Annotated in this window: 26 protein-coding genes and 1 pseudogene; 16 read left to right on the top strand and 11 right to left on the bottom strand. The window is 66.1% G+C overall.

Features of this window, described 5'->3' with window-relative positions; translation table 11 throughout:
• Positions 1–10: 10 nt before the first annotated feature.
• Positions 11–1,228, top strand: a complete 1,218-nt coding sequence (locus ACX80M_RS01170) for a pyridoxal phosphate-dependent aminotransferase (RefSeq protein ID WP_459308381.1) — start codon at positions 11–13, stop codon at positions 1,226–1,228.
• A 143-nt stretch (positions 1,229–1,371) separates the two neighbouring features.
• Here the strand turns inward: ACX80M_RS01170 and ACX80M_RS01165 are convergent, their stop codons facing one another.
• Both ACX80M_RS01165 and ACX80M_RS01160 read right to left on the bottom strand, forming a co-directional pair.
• The gene (locus tag ACX80M_RS01165) at positions 1,372–2,070 is read right to left on the bottom strand and encodes a LuxR C-terminal-related transcriptional regulator (RefSeq protein WP_210412321.1); all 699 of its coding nucleotides are present in this window, start codon (positions 2,068–2,070) and stop codon (positions 1,372–1,374) included.
• The gene (locus tag ACX80M_RS01160; protein WP_459308379.1) at positions 2,067–3,485 is read right to left on the bottom strand and encodes an ATP-binding protein; all 1,419 of its coding nucleotides are present in this window, start codon (positions 3,483–3,485) and stop codon (positions 2,067–2,069) included. The genes ACX80M_RS01165 and ACX80M_RS01160 overlap by 4 nt, the downstream gene beginning before the upstream one ends.
• Before the next feature lie 124 nt (positions 3,486–3,609).
• On the opposite strand from ACX80M_RS01160, the gene ACX80M_RS01155 reads away from it, so the two are divergent.
• From ACX80M_RS01155 to ACX80M_RS01130, 6 genes are all read left to right on the top strand, one after another.
• Positions 3,610–5,160, top strand: coding sequence for a PspC domain-containing protein (locus ACX80M_RS01155; protein WP_252608562.1), 1,551 nt, complete (start codon positions 3,610–3,612; stop codon positions 5,158–5,160).
• Position 5,161: 1 nt separating this feature from the next.
• Positions 5,162–5,446, top strand: a complete 285-nt coding sequence (locus ACX80M_RS01150; protein WP_252569547.1) for a hypothetical protein — start codon at positions 5,162–5,164, stop codon at positions 5,444–5,446.
• 3 nt (positions 5,447–5,449) lie between these two features.
• Positions 5,450–5,701 carry a PspC domain-containing protein gene (locus tag ACX80M_RS01145; RefSeq protein WP_056344450.1) on the top strand — a complete coding sequence of 84 codons (252 nt, stop codon included), beginning with the start codon at positions 5,450–5,452 and terminating at the stop codon, positions 5,699–5,701.
• A gap of 197 nt (positions 5,702–5,898) precedes the next feature.
• Positions 5,899–6,039, top strand: coding sequence for a response regulator transcription factor (locus tag ACX80M_RS01140; RefSeq protein ID WP_374209980.1), 141 nt, complete (start codon positions 5,899–5,901; stop codon positions 6,037–6,039).
• Between the two features lie 97 nt (positions 6,040–6,136).
• Positions 6,137–7,162, top strand: a complete 1,026-nt coding sequence (locus ACX80M_RS01135; RefSeq protein ID WP_252569560.1) for an ATP-dependent 6-phosphofructokinase — start codon at positions 6,137–6,139, stop codon at positions 7,160–7,162.
• A gap of 90 nt (positions 7,163–7,252) precedes the next feature.
• Complete coding sequence (locus ACX80M_RS01130; protein WP_252598421.1) at positions 7,253–7,969, top strand: GNAT family N-acetyltransferase; 717 nt, start codon at positions 7,253–7,255, stop codon at positions 7,967–7,969.
• Positions 7,970–8,006: 37 nt separating this feature from the next.
• On the opposite strand, the pseudogene ACX80M_RS01125 reads toward ACX80M_RS01130, so the two are convergent.
• The 6 genes and pseudogenes from ACX80M_RS01125 to ACX80M_RS01100 form a co-directional block, all read right to left on the bottom strand.
• A pseudogene (locus tag ACX80M_RS01125) lies at positions 8,007–9,109 on the bottom strand (MFS transporter); the annotation flags it as partial.
• Between the two features lie 28 nt (positions 9,110–9,137).
• Positions 9,138–9,575: an ankyrin repeat domain-containing protein gene (locus ACX80M_RS01120; RefSeq protein ID WP_459308375.1), complete on the bottom strand. Its 438-nt coding sequence runs from the start codon at positions 9,573–9,575 to the stop codon at positions 9,138–9,140.
• The gene (ygfZ, locus tag ACX80M_RS01115; protein WP_252598423.1) at positions 9,572–10,657 is read right to left on the bottom strand and encodes a CAF17-like 4Fe-4S cluster assembly/insertion protein YgfZ; all 1,086 of its coding nucleotides are present in this window, start codon (positions 10,655–10,657) and stop codon (positions 9,572–9,574) included. Before ygfZ ends, ACX80M_RS01120 begins: the two co-directional genes overlap by 4 nt.
• 96 nt (positions 10,658–10,753) lie before the next feature.
• Positions 10,754–11,476, bottom strand: coding sequence for a flavodoxin family protein (locus ACX80M_RS01110; protein ID WP_141141233.1), 723 nt, complete (start codon positions 11,474–11,476; stop codon positions 10,754–10,756).
• 74 nt (positions 11,477–11,550) lie between these two features.
• The gene (locus tag ACX80M_RS01105; RefSeq protein WP_056344475.1) at positions 11,551–12,165 is read right to left on the bottom strand and encodes a nitrobindin family protein; all 615 of its coding nucleotides are present in this window, start codon (positions 12,163–12,165) and stop codon (positions 11,551–11,553) included.
• Positions 12,166–12,335: 170 nt separating this feature from the next.
• Positions 12,336–13,103, bottom strand: a complete 768-nt coding sequence (locus tag ACX80M_RS01100; RefSeq protein ID WP_252598661.1) for a permease — start codon at positions 13,101–13,103, stop codon at positions 12,336–12,338.
• Between the two features lie 348 nt (positions 13,104–13,451).
• On the opposite strand from ACX80M_RS01100, the gene ACX80M_RS01095 reads away from it, so the two are divergent.
• From ACX80M_RS01095 to asd, 8 genes are all read left to right on the top strand, one after another.
• Entirely contained in the window at positions 13,452–14,150 is a 699-nt protein-coding gene (locus ACX80M_RS01095; RefSeq protein ID WP_056344481.1) for a winged helix-turn-helix transcriptional regulator, read from the top strand.
• Between the two features lie 224 nt (positions 14,151–14,374).
• On the top strand, positions 14,375–15,346 hold the full coding sequence (gene mshD, locus ACX80M_RS01090) for a mycothiol synthase (protein WP_459308371.1): 972 nt from the start codon (positions 14,375–14,377) through the stop codon (positions 15,344–15,346).
• Positions 15,347–15,494: 148 nt separating this feature from the next.
• Positions 15,495–17,744, top strand: coding sequence for an RNA degradosome polyphosphate kinase (locus tag ACX80M_RS01085; protein WP_252608559.1), 2,250 nt, complete (start codon positions 15,495–15,497; stop codon positions 17,742–17,744).
• 10 nt (positions 17,745–17,754) lie between these two features.
• Positions 17,755–18,723, top strand: a complete 969-nt coding sequence (locus ACX80M_RS01080) for an NUDIX hydrolase (protein WP_252598428.1) — start codon at positions 17,755–17,757, stop codon at positions 18,721–18,723.
• Between the two features lie 169 nt (positions 18,724–18,892).
• Positions 18,893–19,696, top strand: a complete 804-nt coding sequence (locus tag ACX80M_RS01075) for a thymidylate synthase (RefSeq protein ID WP_252598429.1) — start codon at positions 18,893–18,895, stop codon at positions 19,694–19,696.
• The gene (locus ACX80M_RS01070) at positions 19,693–20,277 is read left to right on the top strand and encodes a dihydrofolate reductase (RefSeq protein ID WP_252613900.1); all 585 of its coding nucleotides are present in this window, start codon (positions 19,693–19,695) and stop codon (positions 20,275–20,277) included. The genes ACX80M_RS01075 and ACX80M_RS01070 overlap by 4 nt, the downstream gene beginning before the upstream one ends.
• A 1-nt stretch (position 20,278) precedes the next feature.
• Positions 20,279–20,497 carry an NF038396 family protein gene (locus tag ACX80M_RS01065; protein ID WP_252598432.1) on the top strand — a complete coding sequence of 73 codons (219 nt, stop codon included), beginning with the start codon at positions 20,279–20,281 and terminating at the stop codon, positions 20,495–20,497.
• A 92-nt stretch (positions 20,498–20,589) separates the two neighbouring features.
• The gene (gene asd / locus ACX80M_RS01060; protein WP_252598433.1) at positions 20,590–21,732 is read left to right on the top strand and encodes an aspartate-semialdehyde dehydrogenase; all 1,143 of its coding nucleotides are present in this window, start codon (positions 20,590–20,592) and stop codon (positions 21,730–21,732) included.
• A gap of 1,154 nt (positions 21,733–22,886) precedes the next feature.
• Here the strand turns inward: asd and ACX80M_RS01055 are convergent.
• Positions 22,887–23,984 carry a winged helix DNA-binding domain-containing protein gene (locus tag ACX80M_RS01055; protein WP_459308532.1) on the bottom strand — a complete coding sequence of 366 codons (1,098 nt, stop codon included), beginning with the start codon at positions 23,982–23,984 and terminating at the stop codon, positions 22,887–22,889.
• A gap of 37 nt (positions 23,985–24,021) precedes the next feature.
• Between ACX80M_RS01055 and ACX80M_RS01050 the strand changes: the two genes are divergently transcribed.
• On the top strand, positions 24,022–24,531 hold the full coding sequence (locus ACX80M_RS01050; RefSeq protein ID WP_157769010.1) for a hypothetical protein: 510 nt from the start codon (positions 24,022–24,024) through the stop codon (positions 24,529–24,531).
• A 20-nt stretch (positions 24,532–24,551) separates the two neighbouring features.
• Here the strand turns inward: ACX80M_RS01050 and ACX80M_RS01045 are convergent, their stop codons facing one another.
• Both ACX80M_RS01045 and ACX80M_RS01040 read right to left on the bottom strand, forming a co-directional pair.
• Positions 24,552–25,619 carry a UDP-N-acetylmuramate dehydrogenase gene (locus tag ACX80M_RS01045; protein WP_252608555.1) on the bottom strand — a complete coding sequence of 356 codons (1,068 nt, stop codon included), beginning with the start codon at positions 25,617–25,619 and terminating at the stop codon, positions 24,552–24,554.
• A gap of 48 nt (positions 25,620–25,667) precedes the next feature.
• Complete coding sequence (locus tag ACX80M_RS01040; protein WP_252598438.1) at positions 25,668–26,942, bottom strand: MFS transporter; 1,275 nt, start codon at positions 26,940–26,942, stop codon at positions 25,668–25,670.
• Positions 26,943–26,945 lie beyond the last annotated feature (3 nt).

The following is a 26,945-nucleotide window of genomic DNA, read 5'->3' as shown; positions in this document are numbered from 1 at the left end:
GGACCCTGCCATGTCTGCCGCCCGCGTTTCCAAGCGCATTTCCGCTATTGCCGAATCCGCAACCCTGGCCGTTGATGCCAAGGCCAAGGCGCTGAAGGCAGCTGGCCGGCCCGTTATTGGCTTCGGGGCAGGGGAACCGGACTTTCCCACCCCGGACTACATCGTCAAGGCGTCCATTGAGGCCGCCGGCCAGCCCAAGTACCACCGCTACTCCCCCGCCGCCGGCCTGCCGGAGCTCAAAAAAGCCATCGCCGAGAAGACTCTCCGCGACTCCGGCTACGCCGTGGATCCGTCCCGGGTGCTGGTGACGAACGGCGGCAAGCAGGCCGTGTACAACACCTTCGCCACGCTGTTGGATCCTGGCGACGAAGTGATTGTCCCCACGCCGTTCTGGACCACCTACCCGGAGGCCATCAGGCTCGCCGGCGGTGTCCCCGTTGAGGTGTTCGCCGGACCTGAGCAGGACTACCTGGTCACCGTTGAGCAGCTTGAGGCCGCGGTGACGGACAAGAGCAAGATCCTGCTGTTTGTCTCGCCGTCCAACCCCACCGGCTCCGTCTACAGCCCCGAGCAGGTCTCCGAAATCGGCAAGTGGGCCGCCGCCAAGGGGCTCTGGGTGGTCACCGACGAGATCTACGAGCACCTGACGTACGACGGCGTCCCGTTCACCTCCATCGCCACCGCAGCCCCGGAACTGGGCGACAAAGTGGTCATCCTCAACGGCGTCGCAAAGACCTATGCGATGACCGGCTGGCGCGTCGGCTGGATGATCGGCCCGGCCGACGTCATCAAGGCAGCCACCAACCTGCAGTCGCACGCCACCTCCAACGTTTCTAACATCATGCAGATCGCAGCCCTCGCCGCGGTCTCCGGACCGCTGACCGCCGTCGACGAGATGAAGGTGGCATTTGATCGCCGCCGCAAGGCGATCGTTGCCGGCCTGAACGCGATCGACGGTGTTGAATGCCCGACGCCGAAGGGTGCGTTCTACGTCTACGCGGACGTCCGTGCGCTGCTGGGGAAGGAATTCCCGACGGCGGCAGGCACCGCAACGCCGTCGACCTCCGCCGAACTGGCTGCTTTGATCCTGGATGAGGTTGAAGTTGCCGTGGTACCGGGTGAGGCGTTCGGCCCTTCAGGCTACCTGCGGCTCTCCTACGCCCTGGGCGACGATGACCTCGCCACCGGCGTCGCCCGGCTCCAGGACTTCCTGGGCCAGGCCAAGTAGGGACGCTCTCTCACTTCCTGCAGGAAATACTCAAACGCTCTATCACTTTCTTTAGGAGTGATAGAGCGTTTGCGCTTAAGCCGCATCAAGTGAGAGAGCGTTGGGGGAAAAGGCACATTATGTGAGAGAGCGTCCGGGGTGGGCTAGAGGAGGCGGCGTTCGGCGGCCCACTTGGTCAGCTCGTGTCGGCTGGAGAGCTGGAGTTTGCGCAGCACCGCTGAGACGTGGGTTTCCACGGTTTTGATGCTGATGAACAGCTCCTTGGCCACCTCCTTGTAGCTGTAGCCCCGGGCGATCAGACGCATCACTTCAAGCTCGCGGGCAGACAGCCTGTCCAGCTCGTCGTCGGCAATATCGGCCGGAGCGGTGCCGAAGGCGTCCAGCACGAAGCCGGCCAGCCGGGGCGAGAACACAGCGTCGCCACCGGCGACTCGGAACACGGCGTCGGTGATCTCGGCCCCGGAAATCGTCTTGGTGACATACCCCCGGGCACCGGCGCGGATGACTGACACCACGTCCTCGGCGGCGTCGGAGACGCTCAGGGCCAGGAACTTGGTGGTGGCCAGGAGCGACGCGGAACCCGCGATGACTTCCCGGCCGCCGCCACCCAGACCACCGGGCAGGTGCACGTCCAGGAGCACCACCTCCGGACGCTCCTGCGCGATCACCGCGATGGCCTGCTCAACCGTTGCCGCTTCCCCCACTACTTGGATGCTCTCAGAGAGGTCGGCCTTGAGTCCCGAGCGGAAGATGGCGTGATCGTCCACGATGACCACCCTGACCGGCGTTGCGGGGCGGATGGGCCCGGTCCCCTGTATGCCGGTCCCCTGTACGTTGTTCATGATTTCCCTTCCGCGTTTTCCGGTTGGAGTGCCGGCATTCCCAGCCGCACCTCAGTGCCGTTGGGCGTGCTGGTGATGGAGGCGGACCCGCCGTGGCGTTTCATGCGTCCGATGATCGATTCGCGGACACCGAGACGGTCTTCGGGCACCTCCTGCAGGTCGAAGCCCGGCCCCCTGTCCTTGATGAAGATTTCCGTCCGACCATCGGAAACTTCGAGGTAGACAGAGACGGTCCCGCCGCCGTGCCGGGAGGCATTGAGCATCGCCTCACGGCTGGCCTGGACCAGGGCTTCATGGGATTCGGTCATGGCTGTGTCCCCGACGCTCACCACCTCCACAGCGTTGCCGAGCGAGTCTTCCACTTCGGCACCCACGGCCTTGATGCGGTCCGAAAGCTGGCCCGCCTCCTTACCCGGGTCCTGGAACAGCCAGCTCCTGAGCTCACGTTCCTGCGCCCGGGCGAGCCGGACAACGTCGTGCTCGTTTCCCGCCCGCCGCTGGATCAGGGCGAGGGTCTGGAGGACGGAATCGTGCAGGTGGGCAGCGATCTCGGCCCGCTCCGTTTCACGGATACGGCCCGCCCGCTCAGTTTCCAGGTCCCGCCAGAATTTGAGGGCCCACGGAAGAAGTACCAGCACCACGCCGCCCAGCACCGACACCGACGCCAGCAGCGCCAGCCAGGTCTGTTCCCAGGATCCGGAACCGGACACCATCACCAGCACGCCGGCAACCACCAGCGCCAGACCGGCGGCCAGGCGCGCCCAGCCGCCTGCCTGATCGGCCTTGGTTTTGTCCACGAGCCCCGCGCGGCGGGTTTCGTCGAGCTGCATCCAGGCGATGGCTGCACCGCCCAGCACGGCAGCCGCGGGGATAAGGGTCTCCAGGGGCACGTCCACGCCCAGGAGCCGGGCAATCATGATGCCCGCCACGAGGAGGAGTCCGGCGCCCAGCAGAATCTCCTTGCCATAACGCATGCTGCGGACCCGGAACCACGGCGGCCGCACGGGGGCCCCGTAGCTCGAACCGTAGCCGGCAGCGGGCCCGCCGGAAACACCCCCCGGGGCGAAAGCACCGGCGTCGGGATTTCCCCACCAGGGAGCGGCCGCGGGCGAGCCCTGCGACGGCGCCGCCGAGTGCGGCCCGGCGCTGAATGCCGGGTCAAGGCTGACGGCCGGGGCAATGGGCGACGCCGGACGCCTGGCATTGCGCCGGGCACTTTCGTCGGCGGTGGGGACCATGATCCACAGCCACGCATAGAAGGCCAACCCGGCGCCACCGGCGAGCGTCGCGAGTGCCATGCCGATCCGCACGCTTTTCACCGGCCAGCCCAGATGCGCCGCGAGGCCGGCACAGACGCCCGCGATGACGCGGTCGCTGCTGCGGACAAGCGGTGGGCGGGTGAGGGCGGTGGTCATGTGTCAATCCAAGCACGGATCAGGGTTCCCCGGACCCGATTCCGGCCTGAACCGGGGGTAACTCAGGGGCGAGTCAGGGTGTTCCCCAGTAGAGCTGCGCCGCCCCGGACGGCAGGATCGAAGTATGAACTCCCAGACCCCCACCCCCGATGACGGCCAGCCCACCGAACCGCTCCCCCCAAGCGACCCGGACCAGCCGACCGAACCCCTGCTGCCACCCCCGGCTGCTTCGCAGGACACACCCCCGACCGCCGGTCCCTATGCCGGCCCGTACGCAAGCCCGCATGCCGGCCCGTATTCCGGCCCGTACTCCAGCGCCAAAGCGCCGGGGCAGTCCGGTGACTTCTTCACCTGGGTCCGGAGCCACGGTATCCAGCGCGGACGCGACCGGTGGATCGGCGGTGTCTCCAGCGGCATCGCGCACCGGATGGGCATCGATCCGCTGATTGTCCGCGGCATCTTCATTGTCCTCACCCTCTTCGCCGGAATCGGCGTCCTGCTCTACGGCCTGGCCTGGGCAGTCCTTCCCGAACCCGACGGGCGCATCCACGTCCAGGAAGCCGGCGCCGGCCGCTGGTCCAGCGGCATGACAGGCGCCCTGATCACCACTGTGGTGGGGCTCACCGGGCTGGGCGGCGGATTCTGGGGCTGGAGCCGCAACGGCTTCGGCGGATTCCTCTGGACCGTCTTCTGGGTGGGCGGCGCCATCTACTTCATCTACTACCTGACCCAACGCAACAAGGCCCGGAATGGAGCTCCCATGAACGCCGCACCGCAGCCGGCCGGCGCAAACTCCGGTTACTCGGCCGACCCCACCGCCCCCTATGCCTCGCCGTTTGCGGCCACGGATTCCGCCTCTGCCCGCACGTCGAGCACGTCCGGCGCGACCGGCAGCGCGCCTTACCTTCCGGTCCCGCCGTCGAGCGTCAACCCGCCTTACGGTGGGGGCAGCTACGGCGGCGGCAGCTACGGCGGGGGCGGCAGCGACGGCGGTGCCTACGGCGGCTACCAGCCTCCACAGGGCCCGGCACGCGCACCCAAGGTCCGCCCGTCCGGCCCCGGCGCCCCGGCAGTAGCCATTACAGCCGGAACAGCGCTCCTGGTGGGTGGCGGGCTCAAAGCCCTGGACGCCGGCAACGTGATCAACCTCGGCGACGCCGCCAACGCGATCGTCTGGGCCAGCGGTGCAGCCGTCCTGGGCCTGGGCATCCTGGTCGCGGGCCTGCGCGGCAGGACGTCCGGAATCCTCGGATTCTTCGCCGTTGTTGCCCTGGTGATTGGCAGCATCTTCAACGTTGTGGGCAACGGCGACAGGGTCCGCTTCACCCAGGTCGACTGGGCACCGACGAGCCAGCAGCAGGCGGCCGATGGCTTCAGCGTCACCGGCGGCAGGGGAACCGTTGACCTCACCCAATTGGGCGCGCAAGCCCCGCTGGACTCAGAAGTCGTGGTTCCCCTGGACATCACGGCGAGCAACGTCACCGTGATCCTCCCCAGCAACATTCCCGTGGACGTGAGGGCAGACATGACGCTGGGGAACCTCAACGAAGGCACCAACCACCGGGGCGGCATTACCTCCCAGGAAACCAGCTACAACACCGACAAGCCAGGCGGCCACCTGATCATCCGGATCGACGGCACCCTCAGCAACGTCACCATCCAGGAAGGAAACTGACATGAGCAGCTTCGATCCGGCACCGGATTCGTCTACCCCGCAAACCCCGACGACGGTGCACACCGACGCGGCCGGACCCTCACCCACACGGGTGGGCACGATAGTCTGGGGCCTGATCGTGATGGCGCTGGCCGCCCTGATCATCATCGCCCAGTTGGGCGTGGTAACCCTGAACGGCACCTACGTACTGATCGGCCTTATGATCGGCGCCGGCGCCGCGCTGGTGATCGGCGGGCTGCTTTCGGCCCGAAAGCGTGACAATGAACCCACAACAGGGAAGTCTTGAACCATGGACAAGTTCTTCAGCATCGTCAGGGGCTTCGGCCTGAAACGTGGACCCCAACGCTGGCTGGGAGGTGTGTGCGGCGGCATTGCAGCAAAGCTCAACGTGGATGTGGCATTCGTCCGGATCGCTTTCCTGGTCTTCTGCCTCCTCCCCGGCCCCGCCGTCGTCCTCTACATCGCAGCGTGGCTGGTCCTTCCTGACCAGCAGAACTCCATCCCGCTGCAGAAATTCCTGGACCGCCGCTCCATCAGCTGACCTCAGGTCAGAACCGCAAGGCCCCCGCTCCCCGGAGAATTCCTTCCAGGAGCGGGGGCCTTTCTGCTGTCCTTGTCCACCGGCCGGTGGACAACAGATTCAACCGGCCGGGCCTGTTGACCGGCACCCCGGGACTGCAACGCTGGAAGCATGAACACTTCCCTCATCCCCGGGCAGCGGCAATCGCCTGATGCCATCTGAGCAATCCCGAGGTGGCCACCGCGCTCCATATCGCCGAGGCGACGGTCAAGACCCACCTGCTGCGGATCTTCAACAAGCTGGACGTGGACGACAGGACCCGTGCCGTGGTCCTTGCCATGGAGCGGGGCGTTTTGTAACCGGTTTGTGTCGTAACGCACACCGCCGACTACAATCTAGGTGAGCTCAGCGTGGCGCTCTGCCTGTAAACCTTCACACCAGGATTTGAGCCGAGACATGAAAATTGGAATTCTTACCAGCGGCGGCGACTGCCCCGGACTGAACGCTGTCATCCGCGGAGCCGTCCTCAAGGGCATCGCCATCCACGGCCACGAATTCGTGGGGTTCCTGGACGGCTGGCGGGGTGTCGTCGAAGGCGACATCATCGACATCCCCCGCAGCATGGTCCGCGGCATCGCCAAGCAGGGTGGCACCATCCTGGGCACCTCCCGCACCAACCCCTTTGAAAACGGCGGCGGGCCGGAGGTCATCAAGGCCCACATGGACCGCCTCGGCATCGACGCCATCATCGCTATAGGCGGCGAAGGGACCCTCGCGGCCGCGAAACGCCTTACCGACGTCGGTCTCAAGATCGTGGGTGTCCCCAAGACCGTGGACAACGATCTTGACGCCACCGACTACACGTTCGGTTTTGATACGGCCGTCCAGATCGCCACCGAGGCCATCGACCGGCTCCGGACCACGGGCGAGTCCCACCACCGCTGCATGATCGCCGAGGTCATGGGCCGCCACGTTGGTTGGATTGCCCTGCACGCCGGCATGGCCGCCGGCGCCCACGCCATCCTGATCCCCGAGCAGAAGGTCAGCATCGAGCAGATCACCGAATGGGTCCAGGAAGCCCATGACCGTGGCCGCGCCCCGTTGATTGTTGTTGCCGAGGGCTTTGTTCCGGACCACATGGAATCCCCGCACTCCGAGCGAGGCCTGGACACGTTCGGCCGGCCCCGTCTGGGCGGCATCGCGGACCAGCTCGCCCCCGAGATCGAAGCCCGCACCGGCATCGAGACCCGTGCCACGATCCTGGGGCACATCCAGCGCGGCGGCGTCCCGTCCGCGTTCGACCGTGTGCTCGCCACCCGGCTGGGCATGGCCGCAATCGACTCCGTGGTGGAGGGCTACTGGGGCACCATGGTGGCCCTCAAGGGCACCGACATTGTACACGTGAGCTTCGACAAGGCCCTGGGCCAGCTGAAGACCGTACCGCAGAACCGCTACGACGAGGCTGCGGTCCTGTTCGGCTAAGCCTGATCAGCGCGAACGGACACTTGAGGCCCTCCGCTGTGGGGCCTCAAGTGTCCGTTCGCGCTTCCCTGTGCTGGGTAGGCTGGGGATATGACTCTTGACCCCGGTTCCGCCGCCATCATCCAGCTCGCTTGGGCCCGGCATTTGGGGCTCGACGACGGCGCTTTCGCTGCGTCGCTGACTTCCGGCGAGCGTTTGGTCAGGGCCGACGACGCTGCAGGGACTGTGGAGTTCGTCAGGCTGTTCGGCAGCTCGGCACTGGTGGGACCCCAATGGGTCATTGACGCCGCCGCCGGAATTCCGGATGAGGAGATGGCCCAGCATGTGACCCTCCTGACCCTGACCCGGTCCCACGGAGGCCACGGCCTCGGCGCCGCGGCATTGTTCTTCGCCGACGACCTGCCCCTTCGCCAGCCCTCCGAAGAGCTGACCGTGTCCCACGGAAACCCGGAGGCGATCGAGCTGGAAGGCCTGTGCCCGCCGGACGACGTCAACGAAGTGCACCTGTCAGAACTTGGGCACCGCTACACGATTCTCCACGAGGTGGACGGGCGGCGCTTCCCGGTGGCCTGCGGCGCCTACGGGGAATGGGAAGGACTTCTCGCGCAGATGGGAGTCCTGGTGGACCCCGAGTGGCGGCGACGCGGGCTCGGATCGGTGGCGGCATCGATCGCCGCCCACGCGGCCCTCGCGGCGGGCCTCACCGTCCAGTGGCGCGCCGAGGTCAGCAACACCGGCGCCGTGGCCCTGGCGCGGCAGCTGGGCCTGTCCACCGGCGGCATCCAGACCAGCGTGCACCTGGGCTGACGCCGCCTGGGACGGCTGCCTACTTTTGGGACGCCGCCTAGGACGCCCGGGTGGCACCCTCTACGGCCGGAGCCGCCGGCTGACCGCCCCAGCCCGCTGCTACCTTGGGCTTGGCGAAGAACAGTGCCACGGCTGCGCCCACCAGGATCACACCGGCAGGAAGCAGGATGGACTGTCCCATCGCCGTCGAGAATCCCTCATGGAGCGCCTCAGGCAACAGTCCGGAGAATTCCATTCCGCCCGCCCCAGGACCTTGCGCGGGAAGCTCCGCGGCCAGGCGCGCCTGGATGAGCACGGCGATGGCCGCGCTGCCCAGTACCGCGCCGATCTGGCGGGTGGTGTTGTAGACCCCGGAACCTGCCCCGGCCTGACGCGGGGGCAGATTGCGCGTGGCCGTGGCGCTCAGGGGCGCCCAGATGCCGGCATTCGCGAACCCCAGGACAGCACTGGGCAGGAGGAAAAGCAGGATGGGAGTATCCGGGTGCATCAGGTGAAGCCAACGGTGGTGATGCCGATGTTTGCCAAGGAGAAATTGCGGTCCCGGAACAGGCCCAGCGGCAGGAGCGGCTCGCCCTTGTTGAAGCGCTGCCAGAGTATGAACACCCCAAGCACCAGCAGGCCGGAGATGATGAGACCCCAGACGCTGACGGGGCCAACGATGGTCCCCCAGTTGTACGTCTCGCCTTCCTGGATGCCGAACACCAGGAGGAACAGCCCGGCGGCGCTGAGCAGCACGCCCGGGATGTCGAACTTATGGGGGTGCGTGCTGAGGGTGGGGACGAACCGCCAGGCGAGGATAAATCCAACGATGCCGACCGGCACGTTGATGAAGAAGATCCATTCCCAGCCGAGGCTGTCCACGATCAGGCCGCCCAGGATTGGTCCCACCAGCGTTGCCAGGCCCGCGGTGGCGCCCCACAGGCCCATGGCGGCGCCCCTTCGGTCCGGCGGGAAGATCCTGGTGATCACCGCCATGGTCTGCGGCGTCATGATGGCGGCGCCCAGGCCCTGGAAGATCCGGGCCGTGATCAGCGTCTGGACGTCACCGGCCAGCCCGCACCAGAGGGAGGCGAGCGTGAAGACCACGAGGCCGGAGAGGTAGAGCTTCTTGGGTCCGAAGCGGTCGCCGAGCCGGCCAGTGCCAAGGCCGCGCTACATTTTCCAAGCCTCAGTTGCCCAACAGATCGAGGATGTCGGTACGGGCGAACATCTGCGCGGCAGCCCGGGCGGAGGGGCTGCCGGCGTCGGGATCTGCTCCGGCGTCGAGCAACACGCGGGACACGTCCGTGTACCCCTTGAATGCTGCACCGGCCAAGGGGGTCTGGCCGCGGTCGTTGGCCGTGTTGGCCTCTCCGCCGTGCTCCAGGATCAGCTGTACCGTCTCAGCGTGGCCGTGGTATGCGGCCAGCATCAGAAGCGAATCGCCCGCGGTGTTGGTCATGGTGGCGGGCGCTCCGGCCTCGAGATAACTCCGCAGCAGACCGGTGTCCCCCTCCCGGGCAGCCTGTAAGAGCCGGTGCGCCAACGCCACCGCTTCGTCGTCGGTCGTGGCCTCGGGTTTGGCGGCGCCGGGCGTAGCGGCGTCGGGTGCGGTGTTCTCGGTCATGAGCGGGTCCCCCTCAGGAATCCAGTCTGGCGTCCCACTACCTGGCCGGCGTCGGGAGCAACAATTACTTCCTGGGCAGCGATGTAAGGCTCGTCGCCGTCCAGCACGGTCAGCATTTCGTCCGGTGCGACGGACCGTTTGATGACGGCCAACGCCACCGGGCCCATTTCGTAGTGCTGCGCAACGGAGGTCACTGTTCCGACCTTCCGTTCGCCGAGCATGACCTGGCTGCCGGGCGCGGGCATGGTGTGCTGCGATCCGTCCAACTGGAGGAACACCAGGCGCCGCGGCGGATGGCCCAGGTTGTGCACGCGGGCGATGGTCTCCTGGCCTTTGTAGCAGCCCTTGGACAGGTGCACGGCGGTGCGGAGGAGGTCCAGTTCGTGCGGAATGGTTTTGTCGTCGGTTTCGGCGCCCAGCCTGGGGCGCCACGCAGCGATGCGGAGGGCTTCGGCCGCCATTACGCCGGCGAGCGGGCGGTCTGCCAAAGTGTCCTCAAGTGCTGCGGCCGGGACGAGGTACTCGATCCAGGGCCGCTCCAGCCCTGGGTGCCCTTCCTCCGGAACCACAGCGTAGGAGTAGCCGCCGGCGCCGACGTGCGGCCACGGATCCCGCCAGGCCAGCAGTGCGGACCATTCCTCCACAGTCTTGGTGGACCCGAGAACTGCCCAGTCGGCGGAGACGTCGGTGACCTCGACGCGCAGCATGAACTTCATTTTGTTCAGCCACTCAGCCAGCGGTGCAGCCTCGGCGGCTTCAACAATCAGCCAGGTGGTCCCGCCGTCGTCCACTACACGGGCGTCAAACTCGATCCGGCCTTGGATACTCAACAGCAGCAACTCACTTGACTCCCCCGGCTGCAGGCCTGTGACCTGCTGGGAAGACAGGGTGTTCAGCCAGGTCAGCCGGTCCGGACCGCTGACCGTCACCACGCCGCGGTGGGAGAGGTCGACGACGGCGGTACCGGCCGCGAGGGCGCGCTGCTCACGCAGCGGCTCACCGTAGTGGGATGCGACGCCGGTGTCCGCGCCGGTGGCCTCGACGGCGCCGGGGCGCGACAGTAGGGGGCTGGGAGTAGTCATACTGGGGGAACGTCCTTAGGTCGGTGGGTATTCCGGTCTCGGGCAGCGGGTCCTGACAGGCTCGACCACCGGTGGGTCAACCACCGCGCCGCGGCGTTAGCGGTATTCCGGGTTTTCGAAGTCGAAGCGTGTTCCGGCTTTCCATTCTTCAGGAAGATTGCCGTAGGCGGGAATCCCGCCGGCGTCCTTAAGCATCCGGGCGAAATGCAGCAGGTTCCATGTCATAAACGTGGTGTTGCGGTTGGTGAAGTCGGATTCGGGGCCGCCGGAGCCTTCGTCAAGATAGCTCGGGCCGGGGCCAACCGGGCCGATCCAGCCGGCGTCGGCCTGGGGTGGGATGGTGAAGCCGATGTGCTGCAGGCTGTACAGCACGTTCATGGAACAGTGCTTGATGCCGTCCTCGTTGCCGGTGATCAGGCACCCGCCAACTTTGGGGTAAAACACCCATTGGCCCTTGTGGTTGAGTTCCCCCGAATGCGCGTAAAGCCGTTCGATCAGCTTCTTGGTCTGGGAGGAGTTGTCGCCCAGCCAGATGGGACCGGCCACCACCACAATGTCGGCCTCCTCAACAGCAGGGTACAGTTCCGGCCACTCATCGGACGGCCAGCCGTGCTCGGTCATGTCCGGGTAAACACCGCTCGCGATGTCGTGATCGACAGTCCTGATCACGCGGGTGCTCACGCCCTGTTTCTCCATGATGAGGCGGCTGACATTGATCAGGCCCTCGGTGTTGCTGGTCTCGGGCGACCGTTTCAGAGTGCCGTTGAAGAACACAGCCTTCAGGTCGCTGTAATCCGTGGAGTCCTTCTGTGTAGCCATGATGCTCCCTTGATTCACTCGTGGGTGAAGCCCAGGATGCCAAGTCTACCGATGACCGGTGACACGGCAGGGCGTCAGGAAACCTTTTTCAGGAAGGCAGAGGCGTGCGCTTCGAGGCCCTTGCCGGGCTGCGATGTTCCGCCGGTGGCCACGTCCCAGCGCCAGAGCAGGTTGCCGTCCACCAGTCCGAAGATCCGGGTGGCCGCGCTGTAGTCCTTGGAATGGCTTCCGCGCATCACCATGTCGGTGGTCAGCTGGATCTGAGGGCCCTTGATCTGCCCGTAGTAGAGCTCGGAGATCCCGCCGGGATGTGAGATGGACACCGAGATATCGAACCCGCCGTCTTTATTGCGGAGCGCTTCGACTTCATCGGCGCTCTTGAGAGCGGGAACAATATCGGCCGGAATCAGGCCCGGTCCGCCGTCGGCATCAAGCTGTTTGCGCTCCAGCGCCCAAAAACCGGTCTCAACCGTCAGCGGCCGCAGGCGCGTGCCGTCGTCGTCGGTTAACCAGCTCTCCGCGCGGTACTGAAGATACGGCAGGCCGTTGTGCGTGAAGGAGACATGCTGGAGGAAGTGCTCCGAGTCCTCGTCCCCGCTGCCGAGCCGGCCGCTGCCTTCCCACTCACCAATGAGCCAGGAAAGCGGAACAAGTTCCGGTGTCAGGTCTGTAGGAATTTCTATCGGCACGGCAATTACCTCAGGAAAATGCTAGCTCGTTGAACGGGTTTACTTCTGGCCTTTGAAGAGGCGGTAAACCACAAAGCCGGCGAACCAGGCCATGGACAGGCTGGCGATGCCGAGCAGGACGAGGAAGAAGATTTCAAATGCAAGTACGGACATGATGCCATCCTAACCGGTTAGTAGATGAGTAGTTTGTCTATGAAGTAAGCCAGGGAGCCCACGGCCGAAACCGGCGCAAGGCCCATGCTAACCGCAGCCAAAGGATTCAGCGGACCGCCGCGGAGTGTTACGAGTCGGCGGAAGCTGACCAGCACGGCGCCCACCACAACACCGAAGATCGCCGCCGGCAGAACAGCAATATCGGAAAAGACCAGTCCGGCGAGCGGCCCGGCAAGTCCTGCCATCACAATGCCGAGGGGGGCCACGATGCTGTCCGGCCAGCGGATCAGGCCGGCCAGCAGAGCCACGGCAGCGCTGATGGCTGCCACCAGGAGCATCTCCCGCACGCCGTTGAAGCGCGCGCCGGCAATCCAGCCTGCCCCCAGGCACGAGAGGAGTACCCCGGCGCAGCAGCCCAGCGTGGACTCAAGCCGTTGGGCCTGGCCCGTGCCTCGGATGAGCTGCACCACAAACACAGCCATCATTCCCAACGCCATGAACGCTGGCGTCCAGTCCAGGAAACCCGGGGCGGGGACAAAACCGGCAGCGAGCGCCGATCCGACGCCCGGCAGCGCAATGACGGCTGCAAGGGTCTTTTTCGCGGGGATGCGCAGGAAATGGGGCCAGCCGATGCCTACTGCCACAGCGATCGCCACAGCGACGCCGATGAGTACCTCACGTGAGATGTAGACGCCGGCGATGATCGCTACGAGTCCCGCCACTCCGACAACACCGATGACCCACGAGTCCAGTGACTTTGCCGGGGCCTGCACGTCGGCGGTCATCGGAAACCCGGCCGGCCAGTTCGCTTCGGCTTCGACTCTGCACTCAATTCGTGGCATCCCATTCTGGCTGTGGACCCGGCGGCTCGGCCTTCGGTGTCAGGGCGTTCTGCCCGACGGTTCAATCCTGCCTTATGTGACCCGGATATGTCGCAAAACGAAGGTTTGAGGGGGCGGAATCCGTGCTGTCGTGCAGGCCGGTGGGTATACTCAGAGTTCAGCTACGCTTCCTGCTACGGATGCTGGCCGGATAGATACTTAGTCGGCCAAGTCCGCTGCAGTGAGATAGTACCGGCCGGTGAAAACCCGGTTCAGTCGCCCGAAGATGCGCGGACGCCCCTTGGAGGAACAATGTCGCACATCCTGCTATTGACGAACAGCACCGGTTCTTCGGTAGACATTCTGCCTGCCCTGGAATTGCTGAACCACCGCGTGCACATCCTCGCCGCGGAACCCACAGCCCTGCTGGAGACCGATCCCTGCGACATTGTGCTCCTCGACGCCCGCAAGGACCTGGTGGGCGCCCGCTCCCTCACCCAGCTGCTCAAGGCCACAGGTCTGAGCGCACCCCTGGTCCTGATCCTGACCGAGGGCGGCATGGCCGCTGTTTCTTCGGCCTGGGCCGTGGATGACATCGTGCTCGATTCAGCCGGTCCCGCCGAAGTGGAAGCCCGCATCAGGCTCTCCGTGGCGCGGGCAGTTCCGGACAAGGATGACGCCCCCACGGAGATCCGGGCGGCAGGCGTGGTCATCGATGAAGCGAGCTACACTGCCCGTGTCAACGGCGCCCCGCTGAACCTGACGTTCAAGGAATTCGAGCTCCTCAAATACCTGGCCCAGCACCCCGGCCGCGTCTTCACCCGCCAGCAACTGCTCACCGAAGTGTGGGGCTATGACTACTACGGCGGCACGCGCACCGTGGATGTCCATGTCCGGCGGCTGCGTGCCAAACTCGGTGCAGACCACGAAAACCTGATCAGCACGGTCCGGAACGTCGGCTATCGCCTGACCCTGGTGCGGCAGCAGGAAGACGAACTGACGGAAGCCTGACACCGTTCAGACAGCAACAGCCCCGGACCGCTGGTCCGGGGCTGTTGCTGTCGTAGTGATGCTGTATTTGTGGAGGACATACGAGTCGAACGTATCGAGGCCACCCCACTGGTGGATCCCCCTCGTTTCCCACCGTTACCGGCGGGTGAGATATCGACTATACGTGCCTGCCCCGGGGCCATCAAATCGGAGCGCCGTCCGGCCGGGGCGTATAGCCTAGCCTCATGAGTCCTGCGCACCCGGAAAAATGGCCCGTCCTTATTGTCCACGGCGGTCTGGAAGAACAGCTGCTGAAGGACTGCGTGGCGCTCCTCGCAGCTGCCGAGGAGTCTGACGGCAACCCCTCGCTTTCCGAGCAAACGGTGGTGACGCTCCGCGCCGGGGACTCTGCAGAGCATTCCCTCCTGACCCTGGCGCTCTACGCGCCGGACGAGGACTCCGATCCCTCCTCCGGCCAGGACCTGGCCGGGTTTGCCGTTGTTGTGGAGGAGCCGGACGGCAGCGGAGTGCTGGAAATTGCCGTCCACCCCAGCTACCGCAACCAGGGCGTGGCGGACAGGCTTGTCGGCGCACTTCAGTCCGGGCGAGGCCTGGATGGGCTGAAGGCTTGGTCCCACGGCAACCACGAGGCAGCCGCGGACCTCGCCGCCCGCTACGGCTACGGTCCGGTGCGCGAACTCTGGAAGATGAGGCTGACCACCGCCACGGCAGAACTGCCCGACGTCGGCCTGCCGGATGGCGTCACGCTCCGCGCCTTTGCGCCGGGCAGGGACGAGGACCGCTGGCTGGCTGCGAACCGCGCCGCATTTGCCCACCACCCCGAGCAGGGCTCGATGTCCCGCGCGGACCTGGATGCCCGCATGGCCGAGGACTGGTTTGATCCCGCCGGCTTCCTGTTGGCCGTGGACGCCGAGGACCGGTTGCTGGGATTCCACTGGACCAAGGTGCATCCGCGCCACGGCGCCCACCCTGCGATCGGCGAGGTCTACGCGGTGGGCGTCACACCGGCCGCGCAGGGTATGGGTCTGGGAAGAGCACTCACTGTGGCTGGCATCAGGCATCTGCAGGGCCTGGGGCTTCACGCCGTCATGCTCTACACGGATGCCGACAACACCGCTGCCGTTTCCCTTTACCGGGGCCTGGGCTTCACACGCTGGGATATGGACGTGATGTACGGACCGCTGGCCTCTGTTTAGTGCCGCCCGGGTGAGTTATCCCTCTCGTGTGACTAACGACTTCGGATGGCCCGAAATCTAGGGCTTGTGGACGCTGATTGATTGTAAGGTTGGTAAAGAACCGCGCCGGCCGAGGGCCAGCATCAAGCGCCAGGTAAGAGGAGAGACCATGAAACCGGAACCCGCCGGAACAGTCACGTCCGAGGGCGCTTCAGTGCCGGTGCGCGCGCGCTTCGGCTCATCCGAAGTCCCTGCCTCGCGTGCAACGCAGGACCGGATCGACATCCCCGAGTTTGCGCCCAACCTTGTGCCCGAAGGGGACATCCGGCCTGACCGTTTCCTGGACCGCGAGCTCAGCTGGCTGGCTTTCAACTCCCGCGTCCTGGAACTCGCCGAAGATCCCTCGCTCCACCTCCTGGAACGCGTGGCTTTCCTGTCCATCTTCGCGTCCAACCTGGACGAGTTCTTTATGGTCCGGGTGGCCGGCCTGAAGCGGCGCATCGCCACCAACCTCGCCGTGCCCTCCCCTGCCGGCCTCAGCCCTGTGGAGGTGCTGGAGAAGATCGGCGACGAAGCCCACCGCCTCCAACAGCGCCATGCCCAGGTCTACGCCGAACAGATCCGCCCCGCCCTGGCCTATGAGCACATCCACCTGATGCACTGGGACGAACTGGATGACGCCGCCAAGCAGCAGCTCAGTGCCATGTTCGCCGAAAAGGTCTTCCCGATCCTGACGCCGCTGGCCGTGGACCCGGCACACCCGTTCCCCTACATTTCGGGGCTCTCCCTCAACCTGGCCGTCGTGGTCCGCAACCCCGTGAGCGACAAGGAACTGTTCGCCCGCCTCAAGGTTCCGGACCAGCTTCCCCGCCTGATCTCCATCGACGGTCCGCGGGCCGGGGCCGTGGCGGGACGCGTGGCGCGTTTCATCGCGCTTGAGGAAGTCATCGCCGTCCACCTGGACAAGCTCTTCGCCGGCATGGAAGTCCTGGAACACCACATCTTCCGCGTCACGCGCAACGAGGACCTCGAAGTGGAAGAGGACGACGCCGAGAACCTCCTGCAGGCGCTGGAGAAGGAACTGCTGCGCCGCCGGTTCGGCCCTCCCGTCCGCCTCGAAGTCACCCACGACATCAACCCGAACATCCGGGCCCTGCTCATCCGTGAGCTCGGAGTGGAAGAGTCCGAGGTGTACTCGCTCCCGGCTCCGTTGGACCTCCGCGGCCTGTCCGTCATTGCCGGAATTGACCGTGCCGACCTTCATTACCCCAAGCACATGCCGCACACGTCCCGATTCCTCAACGAGTCCGAGACGTCCAAGGCCGCCAACGTTTTCTCGGCCATGCGCCGCCGCGACATCCTGCTCCACCACCCGTACGACTCCTTCTCCACCTCCGTGCAGGCGTTCCTGGAACAGGCGGCCGCGGACCCCAAGGTCCAGGCCATCAAGCAGACCCTGTACCGGACCTCGGGCGACTCCCCCATCGTTGACGCCCTGATCGATGCCGCAGAGGCCGGCAAGCAGGTGCTGGCCCTCGTGGAGATCAAGGCCCGGTTCGACGAGCAGGCCAACATCTCCTGGGCCCGCAAGCTGGAACAGGCGGGCGTGCATGTGGTCTACGGCATCGTGGGCCTGAAAACCCACTGCAAGCTGTCGCTGGTGGTCCGCCAGGAAGTGGACGGGCTGCGCCGCTACTGCCACATCGGCACCGGCAACTACCATCCCCGCACGGCCCGCTACTACGAGGACCTTGGCCTGCTGACCGCCAATGACCAGGTAGGCGAGGACCTTTCCAAACTGTTCAACCAGCTCTCCGGCTATGCTCCGAAGTCAACGTTCAAGCGGCTCCTGGTGGCTCCGCGCTCCGTCCGCTCCGGGCTGATCGACCGCATCGAGACCGAGATCCGCAACGCCAGGGCCGGGCTGGCCGCAAGGGTGCAGATCAAGGTCAACTCCATGGTGGATGAAGCCATCATCGACTCCCTTTACCGCGCGTCCCAGGCCGGCGTGATGGTGGACGTCGTTGTGCGCGGCATCTGCTCGCTGCGTCCCGGCGTTCCGGGCCTCAGCGACAACATCACGGTGCGCTCCGTGCTGGGCCGATTCCTGGAACACTCCCGGGTGTTCGCCTTTGCCAACGGCGGCGATCCTGTGGTTTACATCGGCTCGGCGGACATGATGCACCGGAACCTGGACCGCAGGGTCGAGGCCCTGGTCCAGCTGTCCAATCCCGACGACATCAGCTACGTCCTTAACCTGCTGCGCCGCTACATGGATCCGGAGACAGCCAGCTGGCATCTGGATAACCAGGGCCTGTGGAACCGGCACCACATTGCCGACGACGGCAGCCACCTCGACGACATCCAGTCCTGGCTGCTGGCCTCGCGCACCCGCCAGCGCAGCCTGAGCCGTCGGTAGGACTACGGCGTTGGCGGGCGACATCCTCGTAGCAGACCAAACAGAACATCCCGGCGAGGCAATCGCCGTCGTCGCAGCCGGGGCACTGCCTTGGCGTATCAACTCCGAAGGTCTCGAAGTCCTGCTGATCCATCGTCCGCGGTATGACGACTGGTCCTGGCCCAAGGGCAAGATCGACGCCGGTGAGACCCTTCCCGAATGCGCGGCCCGTGAGGTGCACGAGGAGATCGGACTTGATGCGCCCCTGGGCATTCCGCTGCCGCCGATCCACTACCGGGTGGCGACCGGACTGAAGGTGGTCCACTATTGGGCGGTCCACGTCAACGGGGCCCGCCTCGTTCCCGACGGCAAGGAGGTGGACCGCGTGGTGTGGTGCGCCCCTGAAACGGCCGCGGGGCTGCTGTCCAATCCGACCGACGTCGTTCCCTTGGAGTACCTGCGGGCAGCCCATGGCCGGGGTGACCTCAACACATGGCCGCTGATTGTGGTGCGGCATGCAAAGGCCAAGCCCCGCTCGTCCTGGTCCAAAGCCGAGGGCGAACGGCCCCTGGCCGCGACGGGAATCAGGCAGGCGCAGGCCGTCAGCCGGCTGCTGCAGGCCTGGAAGCCGCCGCGCGTGGTGACGAGTCCCTGGCGGCGCTGCGTGTCAACCGTGGCGCCATACCTGAGGGCAACAGGGGCCAAGGTCAAACTGGTGGAATCGCTGACGGAACACCGGCACGCCCGGACCCCCAAAAAAACCGCTGCCGCCATTGAGTCGCTCCTGGAGAAGGCACGGCCCGTCGCCGTCTGCACGCACCGTCCCGCACTGCCCACCATCCTGGGCCAGCTGGCCAAGCACATGCCAGGCCGCGTGCGCGCGCTCCTGCCGGACGCCGACCCTTACCTGTCCCCCGGTGAGCTGGTGGTGTGCCACGTGGCCATCGACAACAGGCGCCGCATCGTGGCAGTGGAGCAGTTCAAGCCCTTCGACGACTGAGTTTTCGGCACGCCCGGGCGCGCCGCCCGGCTCACCGATGAACTGCTGCTCGATCTGGTCCGCGGCAAACTGAGGAAGGGCTGATCCGATGCGCGGCCGGCGGCCAACGCTGGGGCCGGCCGCGGGACCCTTGCGGGGTCGGCGGGGCTTCGCCCGGTAGACTTTAGCCGTGAGCATCCCGACGCCTTATGAAGACCTCCTGCGCGATGTCCTGGCCCATGGCACGCACAAATCCGACCGCACGGGCACCGGAACCACCAGCGTTTTCGGCCGTCAACTGCGCTTTGACCTTGGCCGGAGCTTCCCGCTGATCACCACCAAACGCGTGCATTTCAAGTCCGTGGCAGTGGAGCTGCTGTGGTTCCTGCGCGGTGAATCGAACGTCAAATGGATGCAGGACCAGGGCGTGAGCATCTGGAACGAGTGGGCCGACGCGGAAGGCGAACTGGGTCCCGTCTACGGCGTCCAGTGGCGCAGCTGGCCCACCCCTGACGGCGGCCATGTTGACCAGATCGCCGAGCTGGTGGGGAACCTCAGGACCAACCCGGACTCGCGCCGGCACATCGTGTCTGCCTGGAACGTCTCCGAGCTCAAGGACATGGCACTGCCCCCGTGCCACGCGTTCTTCCAGTTCTACGTGGCCGACGGCAAACTGTCCTGCCAGCTGTACCAGCGCTCGGCGGACATGTTCCTGGGCGTGCCCTTCAACATCGCCTCCTACGCCCTGCTCACGTGCATGATTGCGCAGCAGGTGGGGCTGGAGCCTGGCGAGTTTGTATGGACAGGCGGCGACGTCCACATCTACGAGAACCACATGGACCAGGTCCTGAAGCAGCTGGACCGGGAACCCTATGAATACCCGCAGCTGAGGATCACCCGGAAGCCGGCCTCGATCTTCGACTACACGCTCGAGGACTTCGAAGTGGTGGGCTACCAGCACCACCCCACGATCAAAGCCCCGATCGCCGTATGAGCACCGAGAACGCAGCAGACCCCCAGGACTTCACGCAGGAACTCGCCGGTTCCGTGACCGGCGTCGGCCTTGTGTGGGCGCAGACGTCCGGCGGCGTGATCGGCAAGGACGGCGACATGCCCTGGCACCTCCCTGAGGATCTGAAGCACTTCAACCGGCTCACCATGGGGCACCCCGTGATCATGGGGCGCAAGACGTGGCTGTCCTTCGCGGACAAGTACCGTCCCCTGCCCGGCCGGACGAACATTGTGATCACCCGGCAGAAAAACTGGGGCGAATCGCCCGAGGCGGAGGGCGCCGTCGTGGTCCCCTCCCTGGATGATGCCCTCCTTGAGTCGCAGTTCGTCGACGGCGGCGGGACCGTCTGGATCCTGGGCGGCGGGGAAGTCTTCCGCCAGTCCACCGAACTCGCCAACGTCGCGGTGGTCACCACCATCGACGTGGAGGCGGACGGCGACACGTTCGCCCCCGAGCTCGATGAGACCTGGGAGGCGGCGGCGTGCGTCCCGCCAGACGGGTGGCTGACGGCGGCCAACGGAACGCGCTACAGGTTTACCAAATGGATTAGGACGCAGGGCTGAGATGTTGAAAAAACCGGAAACACTGTTTGTGCTGGGCTACATGCTGCTGCCGCTGCTCGCGCTGCTGTCTGCGATCGTTGGCCTGACCATGATCCTGGGCGGCAACAAGATCCCCGGCGCCATCGTGCTGGTGGTGGTGACGCAGGTGTTTGCCTTCGGCGCCTTCTACGCGTTGCGACTCCGCAAAGCCGCGGTGCTGGAGGAAACCAACCGCAGCTGACGCCTGTTTCCCCCGCACGCCGCTCGTACGCATCCCCGCGCGGGTGACGTAACCGACTGCGCCCTGCGCGATCCGGCGTCTAAACTGGACGAATGACTACAGCAGCTACCCCCTCCGTCGGCCTGGTCGGATGGCGCGGCATGGTCGGCTCCGTCCTGATGCAGCGCATGCAGGACGAGGGCGACTTCGCCAACATCAACCCGGTGTTCTTCTCCACGTCAAACGCGGGAGGTGCCGCCCCGTCGATTGCCGGTGCTGCCGCTGGCGCCGCCGGCAAGCTTGAGGACGCGTTCGACGTCGACACGCTGGCTAAGCTGCCCATTATTGTCACCGCCCAGGGCGGGGACTACACCAAGCGCGTGCACACCGAGCTGCGTGGCCGCGGCTGGGACGGCCTCTGGATCGACGCCGCCTCCACGCTGCGCATGAACGACGACTCGATCATCGTGCTGGACCCGATCAACCGCGACGTCATCGACAAGGGCCTGGTCAACGGGACCAAGGACTTCATCGGCGGGAACTGCACCGTTTCCTGCATGCTCATGGGCCTCGGCGGGCTGTTCAAGAACGGCCTCGTTGAATGGGGCACGTCCATGACATACCAGGCTGCTTCCGGCGGCGGCGCCCGGCACATGCGCGAACTGCTCAGCCAGTTCGGCACACTCAATGCCGAGGTCAGCTCGGAACTGGACGACCCGGCGTCGGCCATCCTGGAAATTGACCGCAAGGTCCTCGCCCACCAGCGCACCGACATCGACGCCACCCAGTTCGGCGTGCCGCTGGCCGGTTCCCTGATCCCGTGGATCGACGCGGACCTTGGGAACGGCCAGTCCAAGGAAGAGTGGAAGGCCGGGGTTGAAACCAACAAGATCCTGGGCACCTCGGACGAAAACCGGATCATGATGGACGGCCTGTGCATCCGGATCGGGGCCATGCGTTCGCACTCGCAGGCGCTGACCCTCAAGCTCCGCGAGGACCTCTCCGTGTCCGAGATCGAGAAGCTACTCGCCGAGGACAACGAGTGGGCCAAGGTCATCCCGAACACCAAGGAAGACTCCATGGCGGGCCTGACCCCCGTGGCTGCGTCCGGCACCCTGGACATCCCCGTGGGCCGCATCCGCAAGATGGAAATGGGCCCGGAGTACATCAGCGCCTTCACCGTGGGCGACCAGCTGCTCTGGGGCGCCGCCGAGCCGCTGCGCCGCATGCTCAACATCGCCACCGGGAACCTGTAACCTCCCGCGGCTCCGGCGCCGCACTTCTGCGGGATACGCCAAGTGCTTCCACTCAAGTCGAAGGACCAGCCAGCCTTCTTCGATCAGTGCGTTCTCCCGGCGACGCTCTGCGAGCAGCACGTCCTCCGTGGGCCCGTAGTCGGTGTATTTGCCGCTGCCATCAAACTCAATCACTATGCGGGTTAGCGGATCCGCGAAGTCTGCCCGGAATTGACCACTTGGCGTCTGAATCTCGAACTGCGGAATGAACATGTGCAGATCGAATGATCGCAGCAGCCTGGTCCGGGTCTCCCCCACCGATTCCGACCGCCCATCCAGGGCCGCCAGCAGATCCAGCGCCCGCCGGTTCCCGCGTTTGACCGGTCCCACGTCCAGAAGTTGCCGCATGCTGTCGATCCCGGCTCCCTTGCGCAGCGCGTGGTCGCCGATCACGGCTGCCTGCTCCAGTGGCAGGATACGGGCGCAGTCCAGGACGGTCCGTTCAATGCCGGTGGTCAGAATCTCTTTGCCACCCATGCTCCACAGCGTTGTCACATCTACGGGTTGCAGGTCCATCCGGTGGGTGCGGACGTCCGTGCCGGCACTATTCGTCGAGTTGGCGTAGTCCGTGGTGACGTGGATCATGGGCCCGGTATCCCAGACGTGACACTCGTGCAGCCTGGCGGCACTGATATGGCTGTAGCGGCAGGCCCCGCCGGTGGACAGGAAGTGCGCCTGGATCCGCAGGGCGTCCCTGGTCCACGGCTCCGCTCTCTTCCAGTCAGCGTTCCGGACGTAAGCTCCGCGTCGAAGGCGCAGGATGGTTCCGGGGCGGACTGCCGCCGTCAGGACCCGCTCGTCCAGCCCTGCCGCGTCCAACTGTTGCGTGGAGGCAACGGGGAAGGCCGGCCAGCGCACATCCAGGAGCACACGGATTTTGTCGCCATTCATGGTCCAAGGTTCTCGGACGAGTGCTGGCCCGGGTAGATCGCAGCCACGTTATGTGGACAACCCCGGCAGCAATACCCGCATCCGCTTCTTCCGGCATCCTGCGCTGCCTCCCCGCTTGCCACCCGCCGCTTGAACGGCCCTGCCCCGCAGGAACGGTGCTGCCCCGCACCGCTTTTGCGGGGCAGGGCCGCCCGTGTTCGGCAGGGCGGCGATTGGGGCCTGGCTTAGCTGTCCAGGAATGCGAGGCACTGTACGGCGGCCTTGCTGAACGCCGCCTGCGCAGCGGGTCCAAGCGGTTTGGATTCGTCAAAGAGTTCAGGCACGACGGCGGAACTGCGGCCGGTGCCGGCCCGCGCCCACGTGCCGATCACCTCTCCCCCTGCCACGACGGTCTTCTTGAACACTCCGTTGCCGCCCGGGACGATCTTGTTGGCGTGCTCAGGGGCCAGCACAAGGCTCCGGTCCATGTAGCCCAGCACAAACTCGTCGAAGCCCGGCAAGAGGAGGACGGACCGCTGCCCGGGCACACCGTCGTCGAGCATTGATGCAGTCTCCGGTGACATCCAGTAGTGGACGCCCGCGAACTCCAGCTCCACCAGTTGGCCGCTGACCAGCTCAAACGCCGCCCGCACGTCGGTCAGGGGAATCTGCGTCCACCAGGCGAAGTCGCGGACCGTGCCAGGGCCGTGGCTGCGGAAGTAGCGCAGCATGAACTCGGCGATCGCTTCCTGACGCTCAAGGCCCCGCGAAACCTGGATCCAGTCATCGAACGCCACCAGCAGCTGCTGGTTCCCGGCCAATGGCCCTTGAACCAGCCAGGCGTGCCGGCACAGCGTCCCCAGGATATGGATCCCCCGCTGGCCGGTGGTGGGCTGCCCGGCCGCCTCAAACACCTCGAAGAGTTCGGTCCGGCTCACGGGACCGCCGGCCGCAATCCGCTCCAAGGCAACGTCGCGGCACTTCTCGATGTCCGCCCAGGTGATGTCCAGTTCCCGGTGCCGGCCGGCAATGATGCGGCTAAGACGCTCGGTGGTGAGGTCCAGCATCCAGCGCAGATCCCCGGGAGCCACCAGGTGCAGGGTGCCGCGCATCGGCCAGGACCGGACCACCCTTCCGCTGTCCAGCGCGGCGCGCACGTCAGTCAAACCTGCGCCCGGAACGCGGAGGCCGATGGCCCAGAGCGCGGCCTGCAGGTCCTGAGCCTGCGTGGCCGCCATCCAGCGGACCGCGCCCTCTACGGAGCCGAGTCCGCGGCCAAGCAGTCCTTGAGAGGCCAGGCGTAACCTGCCCAGCACCTTGGGGCTTACGCGGTTCACTGCCATGTCCTCATCGTAGGACCTGGCCCGATAGGGTGTAAGCATGACTTTGGGGAGTTTGTGGCAATTGTTCGCGCGCGGAACACAGGCATGGCTGGTGGCAGGGACCGTATCGGTCCTGGCCGGCGTGGCCATCGGGCTGGCCCCGGCCATTGGTTTCCAGCCCCTGGGATTCCCGGGAGGCGGCGGCGAGGCACCCCTGGAACTCCTCTTGCCTTCCCTGTTCCTGTCGCTGGGCGGAGGGTACGCCGTGCTTTTTCCCGGTATCCGGGTGGGCCGCGGCAAGGTCCGCATTGTCCGTGACTGGAAGCTCTATCCCGTCAGCGGCCGGCTGCTCTGGATCCTCGCCCATGCCACCGCCGTGATCGGTTTGGTGGTCTGCATTCTTGCAGCCGCGACCCACCCGGCGGTTCCGGGCCTTATGGTCTGGCTGTTTATGGGGCCATATTTGGCGCTGACCGGTTGGGCCGCCGCCCTGCTGGGCATGGCCACGAACGTCCGGCTGATCGGCACCGTTGACGGGCGCCTGGCGCCGGTCACGCAAGCAGGCTGATGCCTTCAACGGGCTGAACGCTAGAGCGTCAGGCCGATGAGCAACGGTTCCGGGTGGAGTTCAATGCCAAAGCGTTCGACGACGCCGGCACGCACCTCGCGCGCGATGGCCAGCATGTCCTTCGCGCTGGCGGAGCCGCGGTTGGTGATGGCCAGCGTGTGTTTTGTGGACAGTGACGCCCGCCCGCCGGAGGCGCTGCCCTCCTCCAGGCCATAGCCCTTGCCGAATCCGGCCTGGTCGATCAGCCAAGCTGCGGACAGCTTCACCAGCCCGTCCGCCCCCGCGGGGTACTGCGGTGCGGACTCCGGCAGCGTTGCCGCCACGTCCACGGGCACAACCGGGTTGGTGAAGAAGGAGCCGGTGGAATACGTGTCCCGGTCGGCCGGGTCCAGCACCATGCCCTTGGAACCCCGCAACCGCAGGACCTCCCGGCGGACATCGTTGGAGTACGCCCGTTTGCCTGCTTCAACGCCCAGGGAGCGGGTCAGTTCGGCGTAGCGGATAGGCGCGCTCATCCGGCCCAGCGGCAGCTGGAATTCCACGGTCAGCACGATGTAGCGGGGTGAGCCCTCGACGGTGGTCTGTTTCAGGATGGAATCGCGGTAGCCGAACTTCAGCTCGGAGTTGGTGAACGTCTGGACCGCGTTCCGGGTCCGGTCCCAGGTGCGGACCGCGGCGATGGTCTGGGAGACGTCAGAGCCGTAGGCCCCGACGTTCTGCACGGGCGTGGCGCCCGTGGCCCCCGGGATGCCGGAAAGTGCTTCAATGCCGGACCACGCATGCAGCACGGCGTGCTCCACCAGGGCATCCCAATTGTGGCCGGCCTGGACCACTACGGCCACGCCGCCGCAGGAGTCCTCGGCGTTGACGGTGAACCCTTCCGAGGCGATCCTGATCACGGTGCCGGGGAACCCGTCGTCGGAAATCAAGAGGTTGGAGCCACCGCCGATAATGAGGACCTGCTCCCCCGCGGCGTCCGCCGTGCGGACGGCGTCGATGATCTCCGCCTCGGTGCTGGCCTCAACATATTTGCCGGCGGGGCCCCCGACGGCGGCCGTGGTCAGGGCAGAAAGCATTGTCTGGGTCACCAAACCAGCGTAACAAGACCAAACCGAATCAAACGCCATCAAACTGAGCTAGGGAATCTTCCGGGCCACCGGTGAGAGCAGGAACGTGGCTACCAGCATCACCATCACGCCCAGCAGCGAGTGCAGGATGCCTACGTGTTCAGCCAGCAGTCCCAACAGCGGCGGCCCGCACAGGAACGCGCCGTAGCCGATGGTGGAGACCACGGAGACGCGGGCCGCAGCCTTGGCGGGATCGTCGGCGGCGGCGGACATGCCCACCGGGAAGCCCAGCGAGGCGCCGAGTCCCCAGATGGCCAGGGCCACAAAGGCGAGCCAGGGAACGGGGGCAAACACAAACAGTCCGAGTCCGGACACTGCCAGCGCGGCGCACCAGCGCATCACCGGAACGCGGCCGAAACGGTCCAGGACCACAGTGCCGGCGAACCGTCCGATGGTCATGAAGGTCACGAAGAGCCCGTAACCGGCGGCTCCGGCGGCGTCGGTCTGGCCGTGCCCGTCGGCGAGGGCCAGTGCCACCCAGTCCCCTGCTGCACCTTCGGCCAAGGCAAGCCCCAGGACCATGACTCCGAGAAGCAGGGTGCGCCGGTCGCGCCAGGCCTCCGCGATCTTGCGCTTGTTGTCCAGCGGGACACCGGCACTGTCAGCGGGCGCCCCGGCGGTGACAATGGGGATCGGGCCGGTGAACGGGTCCTCGAAGTTGTCCGGTACATAGGTCCGTTCCCCCGCGACGGGGGTGACATCCGCACGGAACCAGGCTGCCGCCGTCGTCACCGAGACGGCAACCACGACGCCGGCCGCGGCCAGGTGCCAAAACACCGGGACGGAGGCGGCTGCGGCCCACGCGCCAAGGCCTGCACCTGCGACGGTGCCGAGGCTGAACGCACCATGGAGCCTGGGCATGATGTGCCGGCCAACCGCGCGTTCCACCGAGGCGCCCTCGACGTTGGAGGCGGTACTCCAGCTGGCGGAACCCAATCCGATGACGGCGAGACCTACGGCCACCGCGCCCGGGGTGGCCAGCACCGACGTGCCAAATCCGGTGATGGCCATGCCGCAGCCCACCATGATGGCGCCGGCGCGGATGGTCCGTTTGGAACCCAGGCGGAGCACGATCAGCCCCGACGCGGACACCGAGATGAACGATCCCAGCGTCATACACAGCAGCAGCAAACCGACAGTGCCGGGGGTCAGGTCCAGCCCGTCGCGGATCGCCGGAAGCCGGGACACCCAGGACGCGAAGGCCAGTCCGCTGCCGGCGTAGGCAACCACCACGGCATTGCGCCAGGCAGTGACCTCGGCCGAGGCAGTTGTGTTGACGGTCAAAGG

The organism is Pseudarthrobacter sp. MDT1-22, assembly GCF_054511035.1.
This window is presented reverse-complemented; position numbering and strand designations above follow the sequence as displayed.